The organism is Serratia sp. NA_13, from assembly GCF_052691735.1.
In genome coordinates, this window is record NZ_JBQZFV010000006.1 from 54,618 (window position 1) to 72,411 (window position 17,794).

Consider the following 17,794-nt stretch of genomic DNA (forward strand, 5'->3'; position numbering starts at 1 on the left):
ATTGCCCAAAGGCGAATTTTTACTGCTTGGGCGATCCGCCGTTCCATCTGAATGAAACGCCCATAAGAAACCGGTTTCACAAAATCATTATTTGATCTTTATTTCTTGGCAAGAATTATGATTTTTTGGTTTTTAATTTCGTGATGTTGATCGCTTTTGCTTCAGGGGCAACGGCAGAAGCGGGCGTGAAACCATTTCAAACCGGGGGCGTCTTGGGTAGACTGCGCTGACTCAATCGACTTTGACGGCGCAGAGATGGCAACAATACTTGAGGTAGCTAACAGGGCGGGCGTTTCTAAGGCGACGGTGTCCCGCGTGTTGTCCGGCAGCGGCTATGTCAGCCCGGAGAAGCGTGAGCTGGTGGACAAAGCCATCGCCGAGACGGGTTATCGGCCCAATCTGCTGGCGCGCAATCTGGCGACCAAAACCACCCAGACCATCGGGCTGGTGGTGACCAACACGCTGTACAGCGGTAACTACTTCAGCGATCTGATGTTTCAGTCGGCACGCACCATGGAAGAGCATGGCCGCCAGCTGATTTTGGCGGACGGCAAGCACACCGCCGCAGAAGAAAAGGCCGCCATTGAATACCTGCTGGATATGCGCTGCGACGGCGTGATCATCTACCCGCGCTTTCTGTCGATTGCGGAAATGGACGAGATCATCTCCCGGCACAAGCAGCCGATCCTGGTGATCAATCGTCGGCTCAGACTTAACGACAGCTACTGCATCTTCAGCGATCAGCACGCCGCCAGCGCGACGGCGGTGCAGCAACTGATCGAATGGGGGCATCGCGATATCGCTTTTATCACCGGCTCACTGGATTCCCCTACCGGGCTGGAGCGGCTCTCCGGCTATAAATCCGCGCTGGCGGAACATGATATTGGTGTTAATGATGCGCTGATTGTCGAAGGGAAGTGGAACGCGCAAAGCGGTATGGCTGCGGTCGATCAACTACTGGCCGGCGGCCACGCCTTTAGCGCGATGGTTGCCAGCAACGACGAAATGGCCATCGGCGCCATCAAGCGGCTGACGGAATGTCAAATCCCGGTGCCGTCCGCCGTCTCAGTGATCGGGTTCGATGATATTCCGTTGGCGCCTTATACCATCCCTTCGCTGTCCAGCATGAAAATGCCGGTGACCGATATGATCAAGGAAACCATTCATCGGCTGGTATCGATGCTGGACGGCGGCGAGCTGAGCAAACGCCCCAGCTTTCCGGCCAGGCTGATGCTGCGTGACTCAGTCGCGGCGGGGCCGTATTTTCAGGTGGGGTGAGTGGTAGGGTGATCTTATTGTTTGTCACGGTACGTCATATAAATTTTTTGTACCTCAGGATCATCCATACTGCCGTATGAGATATTTTCTTTATCTAAACCGTCCAATCCTTTGATTCCACCGATGATTTTTGGCCAGTCATCGCGGCTTGATATGTCTACAACAAAAGGTGTTAGATAATGATCAAGATGTCTCTGAGAGGGGTCTCCGATCTCGTTAGTCAAAGCCCGGAGGTAGTCATCTTTACGGGTCTCCGACCAGTTAATACTGAACCCGGCACGGAAGCTGAGCTCCATAAACACCAGCAAAATCGTGCGACCATTACCGTCGAGAAAAGGATGTGCGAAAGCCAGTAATCCCATTACTTCCCCTGGTCGTTCCCTGAAGCGCTCCTTGTCCGCTGCAAGGTGCAGCGCATAATCAACCGCCATACGGATGGAATCGGGGCGTTCAAAGACGGTATGGCGTAAATTATCCGGTGAGCCCTTGAAGACGGCCAGATGAGGAACAAGCTCATTTCGGTCCTTTCCCGCCCAAGGGTAGAAGTCAGAGAAAAGTGTTTCGTGAACTTGTAGAACAGATTGGTAGTTGATGGGGTTCGTTTGGGCGAGATAACTTAGGGCGTCTTCGATGCTTAATTCGAACGAAAGATGTTCCGCTCTTTTTATTTCATCAGGCTCTTTGAGCGCCAGGCTATTCTGAAGATAGCCTGAAGTATCAAAGTCACCGAACGGATCAAAAATCATGCTCTGAATTTCTTACGGGCATTCCTTTGTTCAAGAAAGTAACGCCCCTGAAGGTTGAGTATTTCAGACTTGGTAAGAACACCCTTCCGTTTAAGATTAACCAGTAATTGCTCAACGTCATCCAATTCGACAGCGTCGTCAGCCAGACCGGTAATGGCAACCGCCATACGGCTCATGCCGTCGCGGTAATCTGTAATATCATGATCGTTTGCAAGTTTATGAACATAACTTGCAACGCTAACAACAGTTCTTTGGGTCATTGGGGCATCCTCAGTTCTTGGCTATATTTTAGCATGCCAATACAGCCATGTCGCTAAAGTGCAGCGCGTTCCGGTTCTATATAACTGAGTTTACTACCGCTGCACCCTAAGCTTGAGGCGGGTGGGAGCCATTGCAGGTTAGCCGCCCCTTGAGCGCAGGGGGTCACGGCGTGTCGGCGTTCTGTATGGCTCCCGCCTGTAGCGCTATCAGGCGCAGTTCTTTAGGTTGCCCCCATTAATGCGGCTTTTCACTCTCAACCCAACGTAGCAAACCGTCCCCGGATCTCCTCCTCCGGCAAATCTAGCCCAATAAACACCAGCGTACTACGGCGCTCTTCCTCGGGTGGCCACTCGCAATCCCAGTCGGCGTTATACAGCCGTTGCACTCCCTGGAACAGCAGGCGGCGCGGTTCGTCACGGATCGACAAAATTCCCTTATAACGCAGCAGGCTGTCGGCGTACTCCAGCAGCAGGCCTTCCATCACTTCGGATATCTGCATCAGTTCCAGCGGCTGGTCGTGGTACACCACAATCGACTGAATGTTGTTTTGCGCCTGCGGAATGCGGCGGAACAGCGGCGTCGGCGGCGTCAGGTTCAGCTTGTCGTTCAACACAAAGCCTTCGATGTCGAACAATACGCCAAGATCGATATCGCCGTGCGTCACTTTATACACCGGTGCGCGGGCGTTCATCTGCTGCAGGCGTTGCATCAGGGCTTCACAGTCCGGTGCCACGTCAGTTTTGGTTAGCAGAAGACGGTCGGCGTAACCCACCTGTGCCTGTGCGATGCTGAACTGATTGAGTTGTTGGTCGGCGTGTGCGGCGTCCACCAGGGTGATGATGCCGTCCAGCAGGAAGCGTTCGCAGAGGATCTCGTGCGAGAAAAAGGTCTGGGTGATCGGGCCGGGGTCGGCCATGCCGGTGCATTCAATGATCAGCCGGTCGAACTCCAGTTGGCCCTGATCGACGCCGTCCAGCAAGTCCAGCAGCGCGTCGGCCAGTTCGTTGGACTTGCTGCAGCAGATGCAGCCGTTGCTGAGCGTGGTGATGCGGCTGGCGCGGTCGCCGATCAGCGCGTTGTCGATCGGCACTTCGCCGAACTCGTTTTCAATCACGGCAATCTTGTAGCCATGTTCGGCGTTGAGAATATGGCGGAGCAGGGTGGTTTTACCGGCCCCCAAAAAGCCGGTCAGAATGGTGACTGCGATGGGTTTCATTGCGGATCCTTGTTAACAACAGCGCATGCCGCCTTTGCCGTCCCCACCGTAGCGGGCCTGCTGGCGTTCGCGGAAAAACTCTTTATAGGTCATCACCGGTTTGTCCGGATGGTTGTCTTTCATATGCTGGACGTAGGTATCGTAGTCAGGCACGCCCACCAACATGCGCGCCGCCTGCCCGAGATATTTACCCGCCTGGCCGAGATTTCCGAACATAGTTTCTTACTCCCAAATACCCTGCTTACCCTTCGTCTTTCGAACCGCAGCGGTGTTGGCTGCACTCCCGAACCCCAGTCACTTACTTGAGTAAGCTCCTGGGGATTCGCTCATTTGCCGCCTTGCTGCGGCCCGAAATCCTTTGGGTACCGGTTAACTTTCATGTCGGTACTGCATAACTGATTTCATTATGCAGGGTATCCGTTAAATCGCCATCAGTGCTGCGGCGAAACTTTGACCTCCCCCTCAGTTACGCCGTTGGCAGGCGCTTCTTCAGGCACCGGCACGTAAGGGGTTTCCTGGTCGCTGCGGTTCGGATTTTTGTGCGCTGCCATGGCGGTTTTCACCCCATAGAAAATGATGCTGTACACCACCAGCAGGAACAGAATGCTCAGCCCGGCGTTGGTGTAGTTGTTCACCACGATATGGTTCATGTTGGCGATCTGCTGGGCGGTCAACTCGGCACCGCCTTCAGCGATTTTGCGCTTGTACTCGCCGGCCTGGAAGAAGAAGCCTTCCAACTGCGGATTGTTGCTGAACAGCTTCAGGCCCAGGGCGTAGGTGGTACAAATCAGCAGCCAGACGGCTGGCAGCACGGTGACCCAAATGTACTTGGTGCGTTTCATCTTAATCAGCACCACGGTCCCCAGTACCAGCGCCACTGCGGCCAGCATCTGGTTGGAGATGCCGAACAGCGGCCACAGGCTCTTCACGCCGCCAAGCGGATCGACTACCCCCTGATACAGCAGGTAACCCCACAGTCCGACACAACCAGCGGTGCCGACAATACCGGCGACCAGTGAGTCGGTTTTTTTCAGGAATGGCACAAAGTTGCCCAACAGGTCCTGCAGCATAAAGCGGCCGGAACGGGTGCCTGCGTCCAGCGCGGTCAGGATGAACATCGCTTCAAACAGAATACCGAAGTGGTACCAGAAGCCCATATTGGCGCCAGGAATGATCTGGTGGAACACGTGGGCGATACCCACCGCCAGGGTTGGTGCGCCACCGGCGCGGTTCAGTACTGAAGGTTCACCGATGTCTTTGGCGGTTTGCAGGATCTGTTCCGGACTGATGACAAAGCCCCAGGAACTGACGGTCGCCGCCGCATGCGCAGTTACATCACGCAGAGAGGCCATGATCATCGGGGCGTCTTCGGTACCCAAACGATGCAGGTCCGGCATGGTGATGCCCAGTGCTGCCGGCGGGGTGTTCATGGCGAAGTACAGGCCTGGCTCGATAATCGAAGCTGCCACCAGCGCCATGATGGCGACGAAGGACTCCATCAGCATCGCGCCATAACCGATAAAGCGCGCGTCTTTTTCATTGGCTAACAGCTTCGGCGTAGTGCCGGAGGCGATCAACGCATGGAAGCCGGAGACCGCGCCACAGGCGATGGTAATGAACAGGAACGGGAACACCGAGCCTTTCCACACCGGGCCGGTGCCGTCGATAAACTGGGTCATCGCCGGCATTTTCAGCTCAGGGTTGAGGATCACGATACCAATCGCCAGCCCGACTATCACGCCGATTTTCAGGAAGGTCGCCAGATAGTCACGCGGCGCTAGGATCAGCCACACCGGTAGCAGAGCGGAGATAAACGCATAGCCAATCAGCGTATAGGTGATGGTGGTGTCTTTAAAGGTCAGCGCGGGGCCCCAGAACGGGTCTTGGGCAATCACGCCACCGAACCAGATCGAGAGCACCAGCAGCAGAATGCCAATCACCGAGATCTCACCGACCCGGCCGGGGCGCAGGAAGCGCATGTAAATGCCCATAAACAGGGCAATTGGCACGGTGGAGCAAACGGTGAACACGCCCCACGGGCTTTCCGCCAGCGCTTTCACCACGATCAGGGCCAGCACCGCCAGAATAATGATCATAATCAGGAAGCAGCCAAACAGCGCGATGGTACCCGGTATCGGCCCCATTTCCTTTTTGATGATCTCACCGAGCGAAGCCCCGTTGCGGCGTGAGGAGATGAACAGCACTAAAAAGTCCTGCACTGCCCCCGCCAGTACCACGCCGCCCAACAGCCACAGCGTGCCGGGCAAATAGCCGACCTGCGCCGCCAGCACCGGGCCGACCAGCGGGCCTGCGCCGGCAATGGCGGCGAAGTGGTGGCCGAACAGCACGTACTTGTTGGTCGGCACATAGTTCAGGCCGTCGTTGTTGGCCACCGCCGGGGTGGCGCGGAAGGCGTCCAGCTTCATCACCTTGGTGGCGATATACAGGCTGTAATAACGGTAAGCCACCAGATACACCGCCACCGACGCGACGATGATCCACAATGCGCTGATGTGTTCGCCGCGACGCAGCGCCACCACACCCAGGCAGGAAGCGCCGAGTATCCCCAGCAGCATCCAGGGTATGTGTTTTAAAATCCCCTCTCGGTTCATTGAGATGTCCTTCAGTTAAAATCTGCAAAAAAATGAGTAAGTTAATCCGCTTATAAGATGTTTAGGCGCGTGGCCCGGGTGCGGATAACGGTCGGGTATAGGTATAGGAACAGCTCATCATTGCGGGTCGGGGCAGGGGAAGACATCTGAATTTCAGTCAGCGGTGCTATAGGGAAGCTAAGCGGTCAAAATCCCGGGGTGAACGGTTGGGCGCTGTGCGGCAACGCCAACCGGGCGGCGATGTTCAGTAGATGTTGCGGGCGTTGATCCCGGCCGGGAAGATGCCGGTAGCAAAGATTTGGCCATTAACCTGTAGCCGATCGTTGGGTAGCATCTCGACCGGATATTCATTTGTCAGATAATTGAGGAAGTTATTACGGTCATCGAGCGACTGAAAGCCGATCAGGTCGTAGAAAAATAGCGACTCGATTAACCCCTGGTGCTCGGGGATCTGCCTGAGCAGCCACGCCGAAGGGAAGGGTAAGTGGAAGAAGAACGCGCAGGGGTTCAACAGCCCCTGTTCTTTCAACGCCTGGCCGCAGGGCAGCAACTGATAATCATCAATGCAGATGATGTCGTTCGGGCACACGTACTCGCAGGCGATATCGGCGAAGTGCTGGTTGAGCTGCCGGTAAGCCCGATAGTTCTCCGGGGTGAAGTGCGCCTTCTCCGGGTGATTATGGAACACCGGCCACAGGCCATCGTGGTAGTAGCCCTGATAGTGGAAGTGAAACTCTTCGGTGGACAGCGGAAAGGTCACTTGCTGATAGCCGCTGCGGTGCTGATGGCTGATCGGACGCAGCGGTGCGGCACCAAAGTTCTGCACGTCGCCGTTCCAGCCCAGCCACAGGCCTTGCTCATTATCGCTGGTGTCAACGGGCGATAGGGCCTGCGAGGCGCAGGTCAAATCTTTGCTGTCACACTGCTTATTCGAGATCAAAACCAAACGAGACATGTTTTGTTCCTTGTTCAATTATGGGGCGAATATATTCGCCCGATGAATGCAGAACCCGGCGGGTTAAAGCATCCAACTGACTTCCGCTGCGGTAACCAGCCCTTCAAAGCGGCGCAGTTCGGCGGTTTTGCAGGTGTACCACAGGGTGCAAAATGCCGGGCCAAGCAGCTCGCGCAGCGGCTGACAGCGACGAAACAGCGTAAGTGCCTCCCGCTGGTTGAGTGGCAGTGGTGCGGCGCTGTCGTTTTCGTAGCCGTTGGTGCTCGGGGGCAACGGCAGGGGCTGTTCCAGCCCGTGCAACAGGCCGCCGAGTATGACGGCCACCGCCAGATAAGGATTGGCGTCGGCACCGGCCAGCCGGTATTCGATACGCTGGTTGGCGCTGTCGGCACAGGGCAGGCGTAGCGCGACGGTGCGGTTGTTGTGCCCCCAGGAGGCACGCAGCGGCACATGCATACCGGGGTGAAAACGGCGGAAGGCGTTGACATTCGGTGCCAGGATGGCCATCGAGGCCGGCATCAATGCCAACATTCCGGCCATCGCCTGTTGCATGTTGTCGCTCAGTTCGCCTGGAGCGCCGGTCAGTAGGTTGTTGCCCTGCTCATCCTGGAGGCTGATATGAAAGTGCAAACCGCTGCCGGCGGATTGCGCGCAGGGTTTGGCCATAAAGCAGGCGTGCTGGTGGTGTTTTTCCGCTATCTGGCGCGTTAGCCGTTTCAGGGCCAGCACCTGGTCGCAAGCTTCCAGCACCCGGGCACTGTGGTGCAGGTTCAGTTCGTACTGACCGGAAGCCGCCTCGGCCACCACGCCGGTTAGCGGCAGCGCCTGCAGTCTGGCCTGATGTTCGATGTCATTGAGCAGTGCATGGTGGCGCTCTGGGGCATCGACAGAAAAACTTTGCGTCGGGCACTGCCCGGCATCGGCGGGTTGTTGTCGCGGGTCATGCAGATAAAACTCCAGTTCTGCCGCGATCACTGGGTAGTAGCCCTTGGCCTGCAGGCGTTTGAGTATCTGTTGCAGTACCACGCGCGGTTCCAGTTCGCACGCCTCACCCTCGGCATTTTTCATCGTCAGCAGCAACTGGGCGTGGTGCTGTGGATCACGGGCGCAGGGGCGTAATGTGCCCGCTACCGGCAGGCACAACCGGTCCGGTTCCCCGGCCTGCTGACCCAGTCCGCTTTCTTCAATTACCTGGCCCGCAAGATCCATGGCATAGATCGACAGCGGGAAATAACAGCCCTTTTCCAGCGTGAATAACTCGGCGACCGGCAGCCGTTTGCCACGGAATTGACCGTTTAAATCGTTGAGATAAATATCGACGTGTTCAGTATCCGGATAACGCTGTAAATACTGTTCAACTTCCTTGCCAAATGGGCGTGGCTGCGTAGCGGTAATATCCGCCAGCATCGGGTTGAAACCAATAATATTAGAGTACATGAAACATCCGTCTCGTGAGGCCATATTGGCGATGTAATGATGTTATCCGTGCCCCTAAAAGCTGTCTGTAAAAACGCCGTAACTTTATTTCTGCCCGGAATAAAAAAACTGTAAATAATGCGTCGCCGTCTGATGGCTGAATAATAAATAGCCACATATACTGCGAATCATTGGGTTATTCAGGAGAGAAGTTGATGATCAGAACCTTAATCGTATTTATCGCCGCTATCACGGCGTTCAACGTCGCTGCGTCGTCGGAAGCTGCCTGGGCCAGTGGCGATAAAGCGCTGCAAGCGGCCTGTCTGAAAACTAGCGGACTGAAAGGCGCCAAAGCCGTCGGTAGCATTATTCATTATGGCGACGACATCGGTTACTCGGCGCTGCTGATTAGTGGCCGCTACCCGCAGGCGTTTATGCACAACAAACCGGGCAAGGAGCTGTGTCTTTACCAGCGTGCCACCAAAAAAGTGGTGATCCAGGACGCCGATGGGCTGGTGGGTAAGGTTCAGACAACGGACTATTAATGGCTAAATTTTCGACAATGGCGTTGTGTTTATAGACTGCAGTCTATATGCCGGACGGCAAGCACGTCGGGTTTAAGGTTTAGACCGATAAAAGGGGGGCCGTAGCGCCCCCCCAGACTGATGACAAACCTCATTCCAGCCCAGAGTGAGTAGAGGCCGATAAATAAAAATCAGGAAAATCAATTTATTGATTTTCGGCTGCTCACCACAAAGCAGGAAAAACCACGCTTTTTCCTGCTTTGTCAGCAACATAAGGGGCGCTATAGCGCCCCCTGTCGGTGTTATTTCAAAGCGATGCGGATCACGTCATCCGGCGCCGTGGCTTCTTTCTCACGGCTGGAAGCCTGCTTGACGCTGACGTACAGCGTCTGGCCATCCGGTGACAGCGCCAGGCTGTTCGGGTGGGTCGGCGTCTTGATGGTTTGCAGCAGCTTGTAGCTCTTGGCGTCAATCACGCTCACTTCACCCGCCTGGCGATGGGTCACGTAGACTTCATTGCGCGCCGGGTTGAACAGCACCGCCAGCGATTCCGGCACGTCAATCTTGCTCAGAATTTTGCCGTCGCGGGTATCGACAACCAACACCTGCGCTTGCTTGGAGTCGGTGATAAAGGCGCGGTGAGTGGCCGGATCCAGGCTGATGTTCAAGAAGAAGTGTTCTTTGGACTCATCGAGCTTCTTGCGGCTGACCACCTTGTTGGTTTTGGTGTCGATAGTCACCAGTTCGCCGTCGGCGTTGGTTACGTACAGACGGCCGGCAGCGGCGTCCAGCGCCAGGCCGGTGCCATATTTACCGGTCTCGGTGATGGTGGTGCGCAGGGTCAGATCCTTGCCGTTCACCACCCAAACCACGCTGGATTCACCCAAGCCGGTGATATACAGGGTATCGGTGGTGGCATCGGCGACCAGCTCTCGTGGTGCCAGGGGTTTTACCGTCTCGGAGCGCTTGCGCGCGTCCAGCACCAGGCGGCCTTTCACTTCACCAGTTTTACCATCAATGGCGGTCACCGAGTTGCTGGTGGTGTTGCCAAAGAACAACGTGTCGGTCTTGCTGTTAATGGCTGCGCCGAAAGGTTTGATGTCGTTGTGAATGATCTGGGTGATATCCAGCGTCTGTGGATCCAAACGATAGACTACGCCCCCTTTATCCAGTTTGCGGCTTTGCGAAGTGGCCAGATACAGCGCGTTCTCGCCCTGGCTGTAGACCATCTCATAAGCGCCTTTAGCGACCGGTTTACGCAGCAGTTCTGGCTCGCCCTGGGCCAGCAGCGGGGCAGAAAACAGCATAGAAGTGAGTAGTAACAGTGGGAAAGCGGTGCGTGTGCCGAAACGGCGGTTGCGAGTTGTTGCAGAGTTCATAACCTCTCCATGGAGTTAAAAAGCTTGTCGCCGCAGAGCCGTTGCCCTGAGGCCAAGAAAGCTCAACATTGAATTAAGGGTAAAGTCCTGCCGGTCGCGTCGTGGCGCATCGGGTTTTGTGTTTGAGAATAGTAATCATTATTTATTGAGAATGGGAGTTATTTCAATGCAGGATGGGGTGAAAATCACAGTGTGGAGGATTGGCGGGCAGCCATTTCTCGTTCGATAGCGGCGGCCAGCCCAGTCCGCAGGCGCCGACTGGGCGATGGTTGTTGAATATCACTGTGATAAAAAGTGTCAGAACGGGAATGTGCTTAAGGCTTTCTTCATTATAGATTTCTAACTTTTTGTATTATTTATAAAATAAATAAGAATGCACATAAGAATCAAGATCGCACCCTGAAGCATTATAGTAAAATAATCAGAAGCCGCACTACTGGCAGCAGAACCGAGTGCTCCACCTGCCGCAGCTCCTTCTACCCCACAAGCCAGTGCACCGACACCAGCAGTTACGGAGCCGAGTACTATTGCACATGCACCCATACCTATGGCGGTGCCAAACCTTCCGCCTATAATCCCGGCTGAAGTACTCGCAGCAAAATTGCTGTACCCCTTAACCGCAATCTTGGTGCATTCCTGCTTCCGGCCGCTGGTGCAGGCATTATAAACGTCATTGGTGGTATTCAACCCACTGAGGCCGATGCCAACCCAGCCGCCGGCTTTCATAAATTTCGCGGCGCGGCTGGCGCTGTCGATATAGTTCGAATAGCCCTTAATCGCGCCGACTCCGGCGGTACTCCATTCATGTACCAGTGATTTGCTGGAAAGCCCCAGAGCATGCTTTATCTGGCTATATTCTTTCATATTGAGCTGGGCGCGGGTAAGGCGATTGAGTAATGGTTTTAATGTACCAAACAGTCGTGCTCGTTCCACCTGAAACTGGGTGCCGATTAGCGCACCGCTCATGCGGAATTGATTCTGGTAGGTTTTTTCAATGTCGACCAGGATGTTTTTGATCTGGCCAAAGTAACGTTCATCGGCATCAGAAGCCAGCCCGATAACGGTATCACCGGGCGAACAACGGTACGCAGGTTGCACCCAACTCGCCCATCTGTTGTTCACACAGCGCCATTACCTGCAACGCCATCTGCCCCGGTTGGGAGCTGACGCCGCTGGTGCAACAGCAAATTGATCAGCGGATTGCCGCCGGCACCGATCCACAGCAGGCGCGTGATGACCTTTTGGCGGAGAAACAGCCCTCGCTGGAGTTTGTGACGCCGGAGCAGTTGGGCGAACTGGCGCTGTTTTTGTGCAGCGACGCCGCCGTGCAGGTGCGGGGTGCCGCCTGGAATATGGATGGCGGCTGTTGGCGCAGTAACTTTGTGGCCGGTTTCGGTACTACATGACGATCCCGGCCCCTTGTGCCCGGTCCGCCGCGTTTTTCTCTGCCAGATAGCGCGCCGGCGGTTTACCCACCGCTTTTCTGAACATGGTGACAAAACCGCTGGCGCTTTCATAGCCCAGATCCAGCGCCACCCGTTGCACGCTGTCACCCTGGGTCAGCCGTTGCAACGCCAGCACCACGTGCAATTGTCGCCGCCAATGGCCAAAGCTCATGCCCATTTGTTGTTGCAGAGTGCGGTTGAGCGAGCGTTCGCTCATGCCGATACGCTGCGCCCACTGGCCGAGTGTTGCCTTGTCCGCTGGGTCGGCCAGCAGCCGCTCCGTTAACTGGCGAATGCGCGCGTCGTTGGAGACCGGCAGGTGCAGGTTCTCAACCGGTGCCTTGACCAACTGATCCAACAATACGCCGGCCAATCGTCCTTCCGGGCCTTGTTGGTCGTACAACTGTTCGAACCCGCAGGCCTGGAACAGCAGTTCACGCAGCAGCGGGGACACCGCCAGCGTGCAGCAGTGGGTCGGCAACCCGGCGATAGCATCCTGATCGACAAACAGGCAGTAGCACTCGCTGGCACTGGCCCCTTGGGCGTTATGCAGCACATTGCTGGGCATCCATAGCGCACACTGTGGCGGCACCAGCCACAGACCGTTTTCCACCTCGCAACGGACCATACCACGCACCGTATAAATCAGCTGTGCCTTGCGGTGCCGGTGATGAGTGATCTCCCAATCTTTATCAATGGTGGAACCCTGCACGGCAAAAATGGCGCGCGGCACCTGATCGATATCAAAACGCGGCTCGGTGATAAAGGTCATGAGAATAATTCTCAGTTTGGCGGAATTGAAAAATATTATGTCCTGATTGTGCAATGTGGTCTAGCACCGCTACCGCTACAGTGAGCGCTGGTTTTAGCACTCTCAGGAGATAAGGTGGCGCCTATGTATCAACAACAGGTTATTACGGCACTGCTGGCCTGGATCGAGCAGAACCTCGACCAGCCGCTGACGCTCGACGATATTGCGGCCAAATCAGGTTACTCAAAATGGCACTTGCAGCGGTTATTCAAAGAGTTAACCGGTGAGGTCTTGGGGACATACGCCCGGCGCAGGAGGCTGACGGCCGCCGCGCGTGAACTACGGCTCACCAACCACGGCGTGGCCTTTATCGCTGACAAGTATCAGTTTGATTCCCAGCAGACTTTCACCCGCTGTTTCAAAAAGCAGTTCGGTATGCCACCGGCCGGTTATCGCCGCAGTGCGGACTGGCCAGGGCAGGGGATGCAGCCTCCGCTGCGGCTGATGGATACGCCATTGCCACAGGCGGAGATCGTTACGCTGCCGGCAATGCAATTGATTGGTCACACCCAGCACCGCAGTTGTACGCTGGGGCAGCTGCTGCATTTGAAAAACGAGCTGCGTCAGCACGCCTGGCGACAGATGATGCCGAAGGAAGCCGAAACTTTGGCGGTGGTCTATGGCCTCACCAGCTTGGAGGCTGACAGCAGGCTACGCGGCAGGCAACGGATGGCTTATACTCTGGCGCTCGCGGACGAATGGGCAGAAGGCGAAAGGGTAGTGATCGAGCAGGGCGACTACGCCAGCTTTGCCTATCAGGGGCAGGTTGAAGAGTTACAAAACTTTATCGCCCGGCTGTATGACACCGCGATACCCATGATGAAAGCAATCCGGCGGCCGGGTAAGGATATCGAACGTTTTTATCCCGCGTCGGGTGGCGTTTGCAGCGCAGGCGGTACGGTAATCCGCTGCGAATATCTGATCCCTATCCGCCTGATGTCACCGCCAATCGCCGCGCTTTAGCGGCGGTTTTCACAGTTATTCCTCTTGGTGCCGCACCAGGTTACAAAAAAGTTCGATATTGCGCCGGTAATGTTTCACACTTAGGTCGATGTGCACATATAATGCGCATCCGGTCATACCCTTCGCCTTTCAAGCTGCTGCGTTGCTGGCTGCGTGCGGTCACCTTGGTCACTTACCTGAGTAAGCTCCCAAGGATTCGCGCACTAGCCGCCTAGCCGCAACCTGAAATTCTTTGGGTAGAGAGGGCCGAAATAACCTATAACTGCCAGTGGCCACAACCAACACGAAGATGAAAATGAGCATTCGCGCGTTACTAACCCTGTTTACGGCACTGGTGGTATTCAGCCAAGCTGCCTTCGCCGTTGTCTATCCTTTACCCGCTAAAGACAGCCGTCTGGTGGGGGAGAACATCCAAATCACCGTACCGGAAGACAGCAAGCTGCCGCTGGAGAGCTTTGCCGCTCAATACCAGATGGGCCTGAGCAATATGCTGGAAGCCAACCCGGGTGTGGATCCGTTCCTGCCGAAACCCGGCAGCACCCTGACCATCCCTCAGCAGTTGATTCTGCCTGACGCTCCGCGTGAAGGCATCATCATCAACAGTGCCGAGATGCGTCTGTACTACTACCCGAAAGGCACCAACACGGTGATCGTGCTGCCAATCGGTATCGGCCAATTGGGTAAAGATACCCCGCTGAACTGGACCACCACGGTACAGCGCAAGAAAGACGGCCCAACCTGGACGCCAACCGCCAAGATGCGCGCAGAATACGCCGCTGACGGCGAGATCCTGCCAGCAGTATTCCCGGCCGGTCCTGACAACCCGATGGGGCTGTATGCGCTGTACGTTGGTCGTCTGTATGCGATCCACGGTACCAACGCTAACTTCGGTATCGGTCTGCGCGTGAGCCACGGCTGCGTGCGTCTGCGTGCTGACGACATCAAGTTCCTGTTCGACAACGCGCCTGTCGGGACTCGTGTGCAATTCATCAACGAGCCGATCAAAGCCAGCGTCGAGCCGGACGGTTCCCGTTATCTGGAAGTGCACAATCCGCTTTCTGCTAACGAAGAGCAGCTGAAGTCGAAAGATCCGGTGCCGTTGACCATCTCTGCGCCAGTAGGCAAAGTGATGATGGACCCAGCCGTTAACCAGAGCGAAGTGGACGCGGCGATGAAAGCCCGTTCCGGTATGCCGGTTAAAGTGAACTGATTACATCAGTGCTGCAAACAAGACGCCTTCGGGCGTCTTAGGTTGCTGACAAAGCAGGAAAAAGCGTGGTTTTTCCTGTTTTGTGGTGAGCAGCCGAAAATCAATAAATTGATTTTCCTGATTTTTATTTATTGGCCTCTACTTGCTCTGGGCAGGAATGAGGTTGGTCATCAGTCTGAGACGCCTTCTGGCGTCTTTTTTTATGGTTTTTATTTGAAATTAGAATATTTATTTCTCAAGTAAGTAAATTGTTGCCCGGTGGAAAGGATAGTTGGAATTTAAATATGTCGGAGTTATATTTCAAAGATGTATTACTATTAGTGGGTATTTGTGGGGCGATGTTTTGCGGCAATAATTAACCTGTTTTTAAATAATATAAGTGCGCTGAAATAATCCTATTAATATATTTATTTTCAGAATGTTTATCTAAATTTTATTAAGTTTTTAATTTTAATTCATAGCCTTATGTTGTGTTGAGTTCTGTATTGCACGTTCATCTTACCATGATTGCTAATATAACCCGGCCGTTGCTTGTGATAATGTGAAATTAAATAATACTCAAAGGCTATCAGGGAATGAAAAAGAAAAACAAAACGCCAACGCCACACGATGCGGCATTTCGTCAGTTTTTGACGCAGCCGGAGATTGCCCGCGATTTTATGGAGCTCCATCTTCCGCCAGAACTGCGTGCCATCTGCGACCTCAGTACGTTGAAACTGGAATCCGGTTCTTTCGTTGAAGATGACCTTCGCCAGTATTTCAGCGATGTGCTCTACAGCCTGAAAACCATTACTGGGGATGATGGTTATATCCACGTCCTTATTGAGCATCAGTCTACACCCGATAAACACATGGCTTTCAGGCTAATCAGGTATGCAATAGCGGCCATGCAGAGGCATTTGGATGCCGGTCACAAAAAACTGCCGTTGGTGATACCTGTCCTGTTTTATACCGGCAAACGCACTCCTTATCCTTATTCCACCAACTGGCTGCGGGAGTTTTACGATCCGGAACTGGCGGGAAAACTCTATACAGCCGAATTTCCGCTGGTCGATGTGACGGTTATCCCTGATAACGAGATCATGGACCATCGCAGCATGGCTGCACTGACCTTGCTGCAGAAACATATTCGGCAGCGAGGCCTGGCAGAGCTGATTGACAAACTGGCCACCATCCTGCTGAGTGGCTATCTGTCTTCGCCACAGGTGATTTCGCTGGTACACTATATTCTTCTGGCCGGAGAAGCGGCCGATGCTGAAGCCTTTGTACGCGAATTGGCACTGCGGGTACCGCAACATGAGGATGAACTAATGACTATTGCACAACAGCTTGAGCAGAAGGGCATCGAGAAAGGTATCGAGAAAGGTATCGAGAAAGGGCGTCAAGAAGGCATGCTTGAAGGAAAGCTTACCGTTGCCCGCGCCATGCTGGCGAATGGCATCGACCAGGACGCGGTAATGAACATGACCGGTTTGACGGCCGACGACCTGGCACAAATCCGCCATTAATTGTGTGAACCCCTCATCCAACGTCCTGATGCAAAAGCACGGTCTGAAGATCTTGCTATAAAGTGTCAGGATAATCACAACTTACCTGCCTATATATTAACCGCTATAAATTCCATTCCGTCATTATTCCATTAAAAATCATATCCAATTAACCAGTTATATAACTCCCCTGACCCGTTTTCATTTGAGAAAATCATCTCAAATAATGTGCGTTGTGAAAATAAGATCACACAAGCGTAACAAAAGGTAAACATAGGCTCTCTATATTGGCTGCTTTGCTTTTGGGAGGGAGTGCCATGCGTAACTGGAACGAGCCGAAGAAGAACAAAGCGCACATCGAACTGATCCCGATGATCGACGTGATGATGTTTTTGCTGGTGTTTTTTGTGTTGATTAGCCTGAACGTGATCCCGGCCCTCGGGCTGAAAACTCAGTTGCCGTCCGCCGGTAGCGCCCAGCAGTTGAAACCGCAGAAGAAAGCAATCATTACGCTGGGTGCCGAAGATCAACTGCAGCTCGACGGCCAACCGGTCGCGCTTGGCGCTCTGGTCAATACGCTAAAACAGCAGCAGCAGGAGAACCAGACCACCACCATCATCGTCAACAGCGACAAGGGCGTCGCGGTAGAGCGGCTGGTGGCGGTGATGGATAACCTGCGTCAGGGCGGTTTCTACTCTGTCTCTATCGCCACACGGAAGCTGTGACATGTATCTGCTCTATCGTTCACGTCACCTTTTCAGTGGGTTACCGGCGCTGATCGTCGTTGGCTGTGTGCTGTTTGCCAGCCAGCAGGCGGCGCTGAAAATTCAGCCGCGCTATGACGAAACGGCCATGGAGCTGGCATTGGTCGAGCCTGAACCTGCGCCGGAACCTCAACCGGAAACATCACCGGAGCCGCAACCCGAACCTCCGCCACCGGAACCAGAACCTATTCCCGAGCCTGTGGTGCCGGCCCCGGAGCCGATTATCGAAGCCAAACCGGTGCCCAAACCACAGCCGAAACCCAAGCCCAAGCCGGAAAAAGAAAAAGCCAGGCCGGTGGAGAAGGCTAAACCTGTCGCGGCCCCAACAGCACCAAAAGCGCTGGTCAGCAAACCGGTGGCACAACCCGCTCCGGTCGCCCCGGCGGCGCCGAAAGTGAATACGCAGGCGATCGAAAACGGTTATCTGCAGGCGTTGCGTCATGAGCTGGAGCAGCGCAAGCGTTACCCGAGTGGTCGGCAGGCGTCACTTGAGCGGCCGCAGGGCAACGTCGAGGTCTGGCTGGAAGTCGATCGTAGCGGTCGGGTGCTCTCGTCCGGCATCGCCAATAAAGCGGCCAGCATGCTGCTCAACCGTGCGGCGCTTAGCAGTCTGCAAAGTATCAGCCAGGTGAAGCCGTTCCCAAGCGGGGCTTTCAACGGGCAAACAACAAAACGATTTTCAGCCACGTTCAATTATCAGGCGCCTTGACGCCTGGCATAACAGTTT

General features: G+C 54.7%; 17 protein-coding genes and 1 pseudogene. 8 read left to right on the plus strand and 10 right to left on the minus strand.

The annotated features are described in order from the left end of the window. The first annotated feature begins 255 nt into the window (after positions 1–255). Positions 256–1,278 carry a LacI family DNA-binding transcriptional regulator gene (locus ACUTSU_RS11165; protein WP_445654175.1) on the plus strand — a complete coding sequence of 341 codons (1,023 nt, stop codon included), beginning with the start codon at positions 256–258 and terminating at the stop codon, positions 1,276–1,278. Between the two features lie 14 nt (positions 1,279–1,292). Here ACUTSU_RS11165 and ACUTSU_RS11170 read toward each other — a convergent pair whose 3' ends face one another. The 7 genes from ACUTSU_RS11170 to ACUTSU_RS11200 form a co-directional block, all read right to left on the minus strand. Next, complete coding sequence (locus tag ACUTSU_RS11170) at positions 1,293–2,024, minus strand: Fic/DOC family protein (protein ID WP_445654176.1); 732 nt, start codon at positions 2,022–2,024, stop codon at positions 1,293–1,295. After that, the gene (locus ACUTSU_RS11175) at positions 2,021–2,284 is read right to left on the minus strand and encodes a hypothetical protein (RefSeq protein WP_208905170.1); all 264 of its coding nucleotides are present in this window, start codon (positions 2,282–2,284) and stop codon (positions 2,021–2,023) included. Before ACUTSU_RS11175 ends, ACUTSU_RS11170 begins: the two co-directional genes overlap by 4 nt. Positions 2,285–2,538: 254 nt before the next feature. Next, positions 2,539–3,501 carry a GTPase gene (gene yjiA, locus ACUTSU_RS11180; RefSeq protein WP_445654177.1) on the minus strand — a complete coding sequence of 321 codons (963 nt, stop codon included), beginning with the start codon at positions 3,499–3,501 and terminating at the stop codon, positions 2,539–2,541. Positions 3,502–3,513: 12 nt separating this feature from the next. Further along, a complete protein-coding gene (locus tag ACUTSU_RS11185) occupies positions 3,514–3,717 on the minus strand; it encodes a YbdD/YjiX family protein (RefSeq protein ID WP_004953088.1) in 204 nt (67 codons plus the stop codon). Between the two features lie 215 nt (positions 3,718–3,932). Beyond that, positions 3,933–6,113 carry a carbon starvation CstA family protein gene (locus ACUTSU_RS11190; RefSeq protein ID WP_445651252.1) on the minus strand — a complete coding sequence of 727 codons (2,181 nt, stop codon included), beginning with the start codon at positions 6,111–6,113 and terminating at the stop codon, positions 3,933–3,935. A 244-nt stretch (positions 6,114–6,357) separates the two neighbouring features. Beyond that, on the minus strand, positions 6,358–7,068 hold the full coding sequence (locus ACUTSU_RS11195; RefSeq protein WP_445651253.1) for a trehalose-6-phosphate synthase: 711 nt from the start codon (positions 7,066–7,068) through the stop codon (positions 6,358–6,360). Positions 7,069–7,131: 63 nt separating this feature from the next. Next, positions 7,132–8,505, minus strand: coding sequence for a glutamine synthetase family protein (locus ACUTSU_RS11200; protein WP_445651254.1), 1,374 nt, complete (start codon positions 8,503–8,505; stop codon positions 7,132–7,134). A gap of 194 nt (positions 8,506–8,699) precedes the next feature. Here ACUTSU_RS11200 and ACUTSU_RS11205 point away from each other — a divergent pair, with 194 nt between their 5' ends. After that, complete coding sequence (locus ACUTSU_RS11205) at positions 8,700–9,029, plus strand: hypothetical protein (RefSeq protein WP_445651255.1); 330 nt, start codon at positions 8,700–8,702, stop codon at positions 9,027–9,029. Between the two features lie 281 nt (positions 9,030–9,310). On the opposite strand, the gene yncE is transcribed toward ACUTSU_RS11205, so the two are convergent. Then, positions 9,311–10,387 carry a 7-bladed beta-propeller protein YncE gene (gene yncE, locus ACUTSU_RS11210; RefSeq protein ID WP_445654178.1) on the minus strand — a complete coding sequence of 359 codons (1,077 nt, stop codon included), beginning with the start codon at positions 10,385–10,387 and terminating at the stop codon, positions 9,311–9,313. Positions 10,388–10,726: 339 nt separating this feature from the next. Next, positions 10,727–11,509 carry a hypothetical protein gene (locus ACUTSU_RS11215; RefSeq protein ID WP_445654179.1) on the minus strand — a complete coding sequence of 261 codons (783 nt, stop codon included), beginning with the start codon at positions 11,507–11,509 and terminating at the stop codon, positions 10,727–10,729. Between ACUTSU_RS11215 and ACUTSU_RS11220 the strand changes: the two are divergent. Further along, a pseudogene (locus ACUTSU_RS11220) lies at positions 11,506–11,793 on the plus strand (SDR family oxidoreductase); the annotation flags it as partial. The gene ACUTSU_RS11215 and the pseudogene ACUTSU_RS11220 overlap by 4 nt on opposite strands. Here ACUTSU_RS11220 and ACUTSU_RS11225 read toward each other — a convergent pair. Continuing rightward, positions 11,786–12,604, minus strand: coding sequence for an AraC family transcriptional regulator (locus ACUTSU_RS11225; RefSeq protein ID WP_445651258.1), 819 nt, complete (start codon positions 12,602–12,604; stop codon positions 11,786–11,788). The pseudogene ACUTSU_RS11220 and the gene ACUTSU_RS11225 overlap by 8 nt on opposite strands. Before the next feature lie 123 nt (positions 12,605–12,727). Between ACUTSU_RS11225 and ACUTSU_RS11230 the strand changes: the two genes are divergently transcribed. The 5 genes from ACUTSU_RS11230 (at position 12,728) to ACUTSU_RS11250 (ending at position 17,776) form a co-directional block, all read left to right on the plus strand. Next, positions 12,728–13,606, plus strand: a complete 879-nt coding sequence (locus tag ACUTSU_RS11230; protein WP_445654180.1) for a helix-turn-helix domain-containing protein — start codon at positions 12,728–12,730, stop codon at positions 13,604–13,606. Positions 13,607–13,895: 289 nt separating this feature from the next. After that, entirely contained in the window at positions 13,896–14,816 is a 921-nt protein-coding gene (locus tag ACUTSU_RS11235; protein ID WP_445654181.1) for a L,D-transpeptidase family protein, read from the plus strand. Between the two features lie 575 nt (positions 14,817–15,391). Then, a complete protein-coding gene (locus ACUTSU_RS11240; RefSeq protein ID WP_445654182.1) occupies positions 15,392–16,324 on the plus strand; it encodes an Rpn family recombination-promoting nuclease/putative transposase in 933 nt (310 codons plus the stop codon). Between the two features lie 296 nt (positions 16,325–16,620). Then, on the plus strand, positions 16,621–17,028 hold the full coding sequence (locus tag ACUTSU_RS11245; protein ID WP_135314976.1) for an ExbD/TolR family protein: 408 nt from the start codon (positions 16,621–16,623) through the stop codon (positions 17,026–17,028). Between the two features lies 1 nt (position 17,029). Beyond that, positions 17,030–17,776 (plus strand): energy transducer TonB family protein, encoded by a 747-nt coding sequence (locus tag ACUTSU_RS11250; RefSeq protein WP_445651261.1) that lies wholly within the window; start codon positions 17,030–17,032, stop codon positions 17,774–17,776. Positions 17,777–17,794: the final 18 nt, after the last annotated feature.

What these genes read in the sequence shown, in the direction of transcription:
- ACUTSU_RS11165 (WP_445654175.1), top strand. Translation starts at nt 256, where the DNA reads ATGGCAACAATACTTGAGGTAGCTAACAGGGCGGGCGTTTCTAAGGCG.
- ACUTSU_RS11170 (WP_445654176.1), bottom strand. Translation starts at nt 2,024, where the DNA reads ATGATTTTTGATCCGTTCGGTGACTTTGATACTTCAGGCTATCTTCAG.
- ACUTSU_RS11175 (WP_208905170.1), bottom strand. Translation starts at nt 2,284, where the DNA reads ATGACCCAAAGAACTGTTGTTAGCGTTGCAAGTTATGTTCATAAACTT.
- yjiA (WP_445654177.1), bottom strand. Translation starts at nt 3,501, where the DNA reads ATGAAACCCATCGCAGTCACCATTCTGACCGGCTTTTTGGGGGCCGGT.
- ACUTSU_RS11185 (WP_004953088.1), bottom strand. Translation starts at nt 3,717, where the DNA reads ATGTTCGGAAATCTCGGCCAGGCGGGTAAATATCTCGGGCAGGCGGCG.
- ACUTSU_RS11190 (WP_445651252.1), bottom strand. Translation starts at nt 6,113, where the DNA reads ATGAACCGAGAGGGGATTTTAAAACACATACCCTGGATGCTGCTGGGG.
- ACUTSU_RS11195 (WP_445651253.1), bottom strand. Translation starts at nt 7,068, where the DNA reads ATGTCTCGTTTGGTTTTGATCTCGAATAAGCAGTGTGACAGCAAAGAT.
- ACUTSU_RS11200 (WP_445651254.1), bottom strand. Translation starts at nt 8,505, where the DNA reads ATGTACTCTAATATTATTGGTTTCAACCCGATGCTGGCGGATATTACC.
- ACUTSU_RS11205 (WP_445651255.1), top strand. Translation starts at nt 8,700, where the DNA reads ATGATCAGAACCTTAATCGTATTTATCGCCGCTATCACGGCGTTCAAC.
- yncE (WP_445654178.1), bottom strand. Translation starts at nt 10,387, where the DNA reads ATGAACTCTGCAACAACTCGCAACCGCCGTTTCGGCACACGCACCGCT.
- ACUTSU_RS11225 (WP_445651258.1), bottom strand. Translation starts at nt 12,604, where the DNA reads ATGACCTTTATCACCGAGCCGCGTTTTGATATCGATCAGGTGCCGCGC.
- ACUTSU_RS11230 (WP_445654180.1), top strand. Translation starts at nt 12,728, where the DNA reads ATGTATCAACAACAGGTTATTACGGCACTGCTGGCCTGGATCGAGCAG.
- ACUTSU_RS11235 (WP_445654181.1), top strand. Translation starts at nt 13,896, where the DNA reads ATGAAAATGAGCATTCGCGCGTTACTAACCCTGTTTACGGCACTGGTG.
- ACUTSU_RS11240 (WP_445654182.1), top strand. Translation starts at nt 15,392, where the DNA reads ATGAAAAAGAAAAACAAAACGCCAACGCCACACGATGCGGCATTTCGT.
- ACUTSU_RS11245 (WP_135314976.1), top strand. Translation starts at nt 16,621, where the DNA reads ATGCGTAACTGGAACGAGCCGAAGAAGAACAAAGCGCACATCGAACTG.
- ACUTSU_RS11250 (WP_445651261.1), top strand. Translation starts at nt 17,030, where the DNA reads ATGTATCTGCTCTATCGTTCACGTCACCTTTTCAGTGGGTTACCGGCG.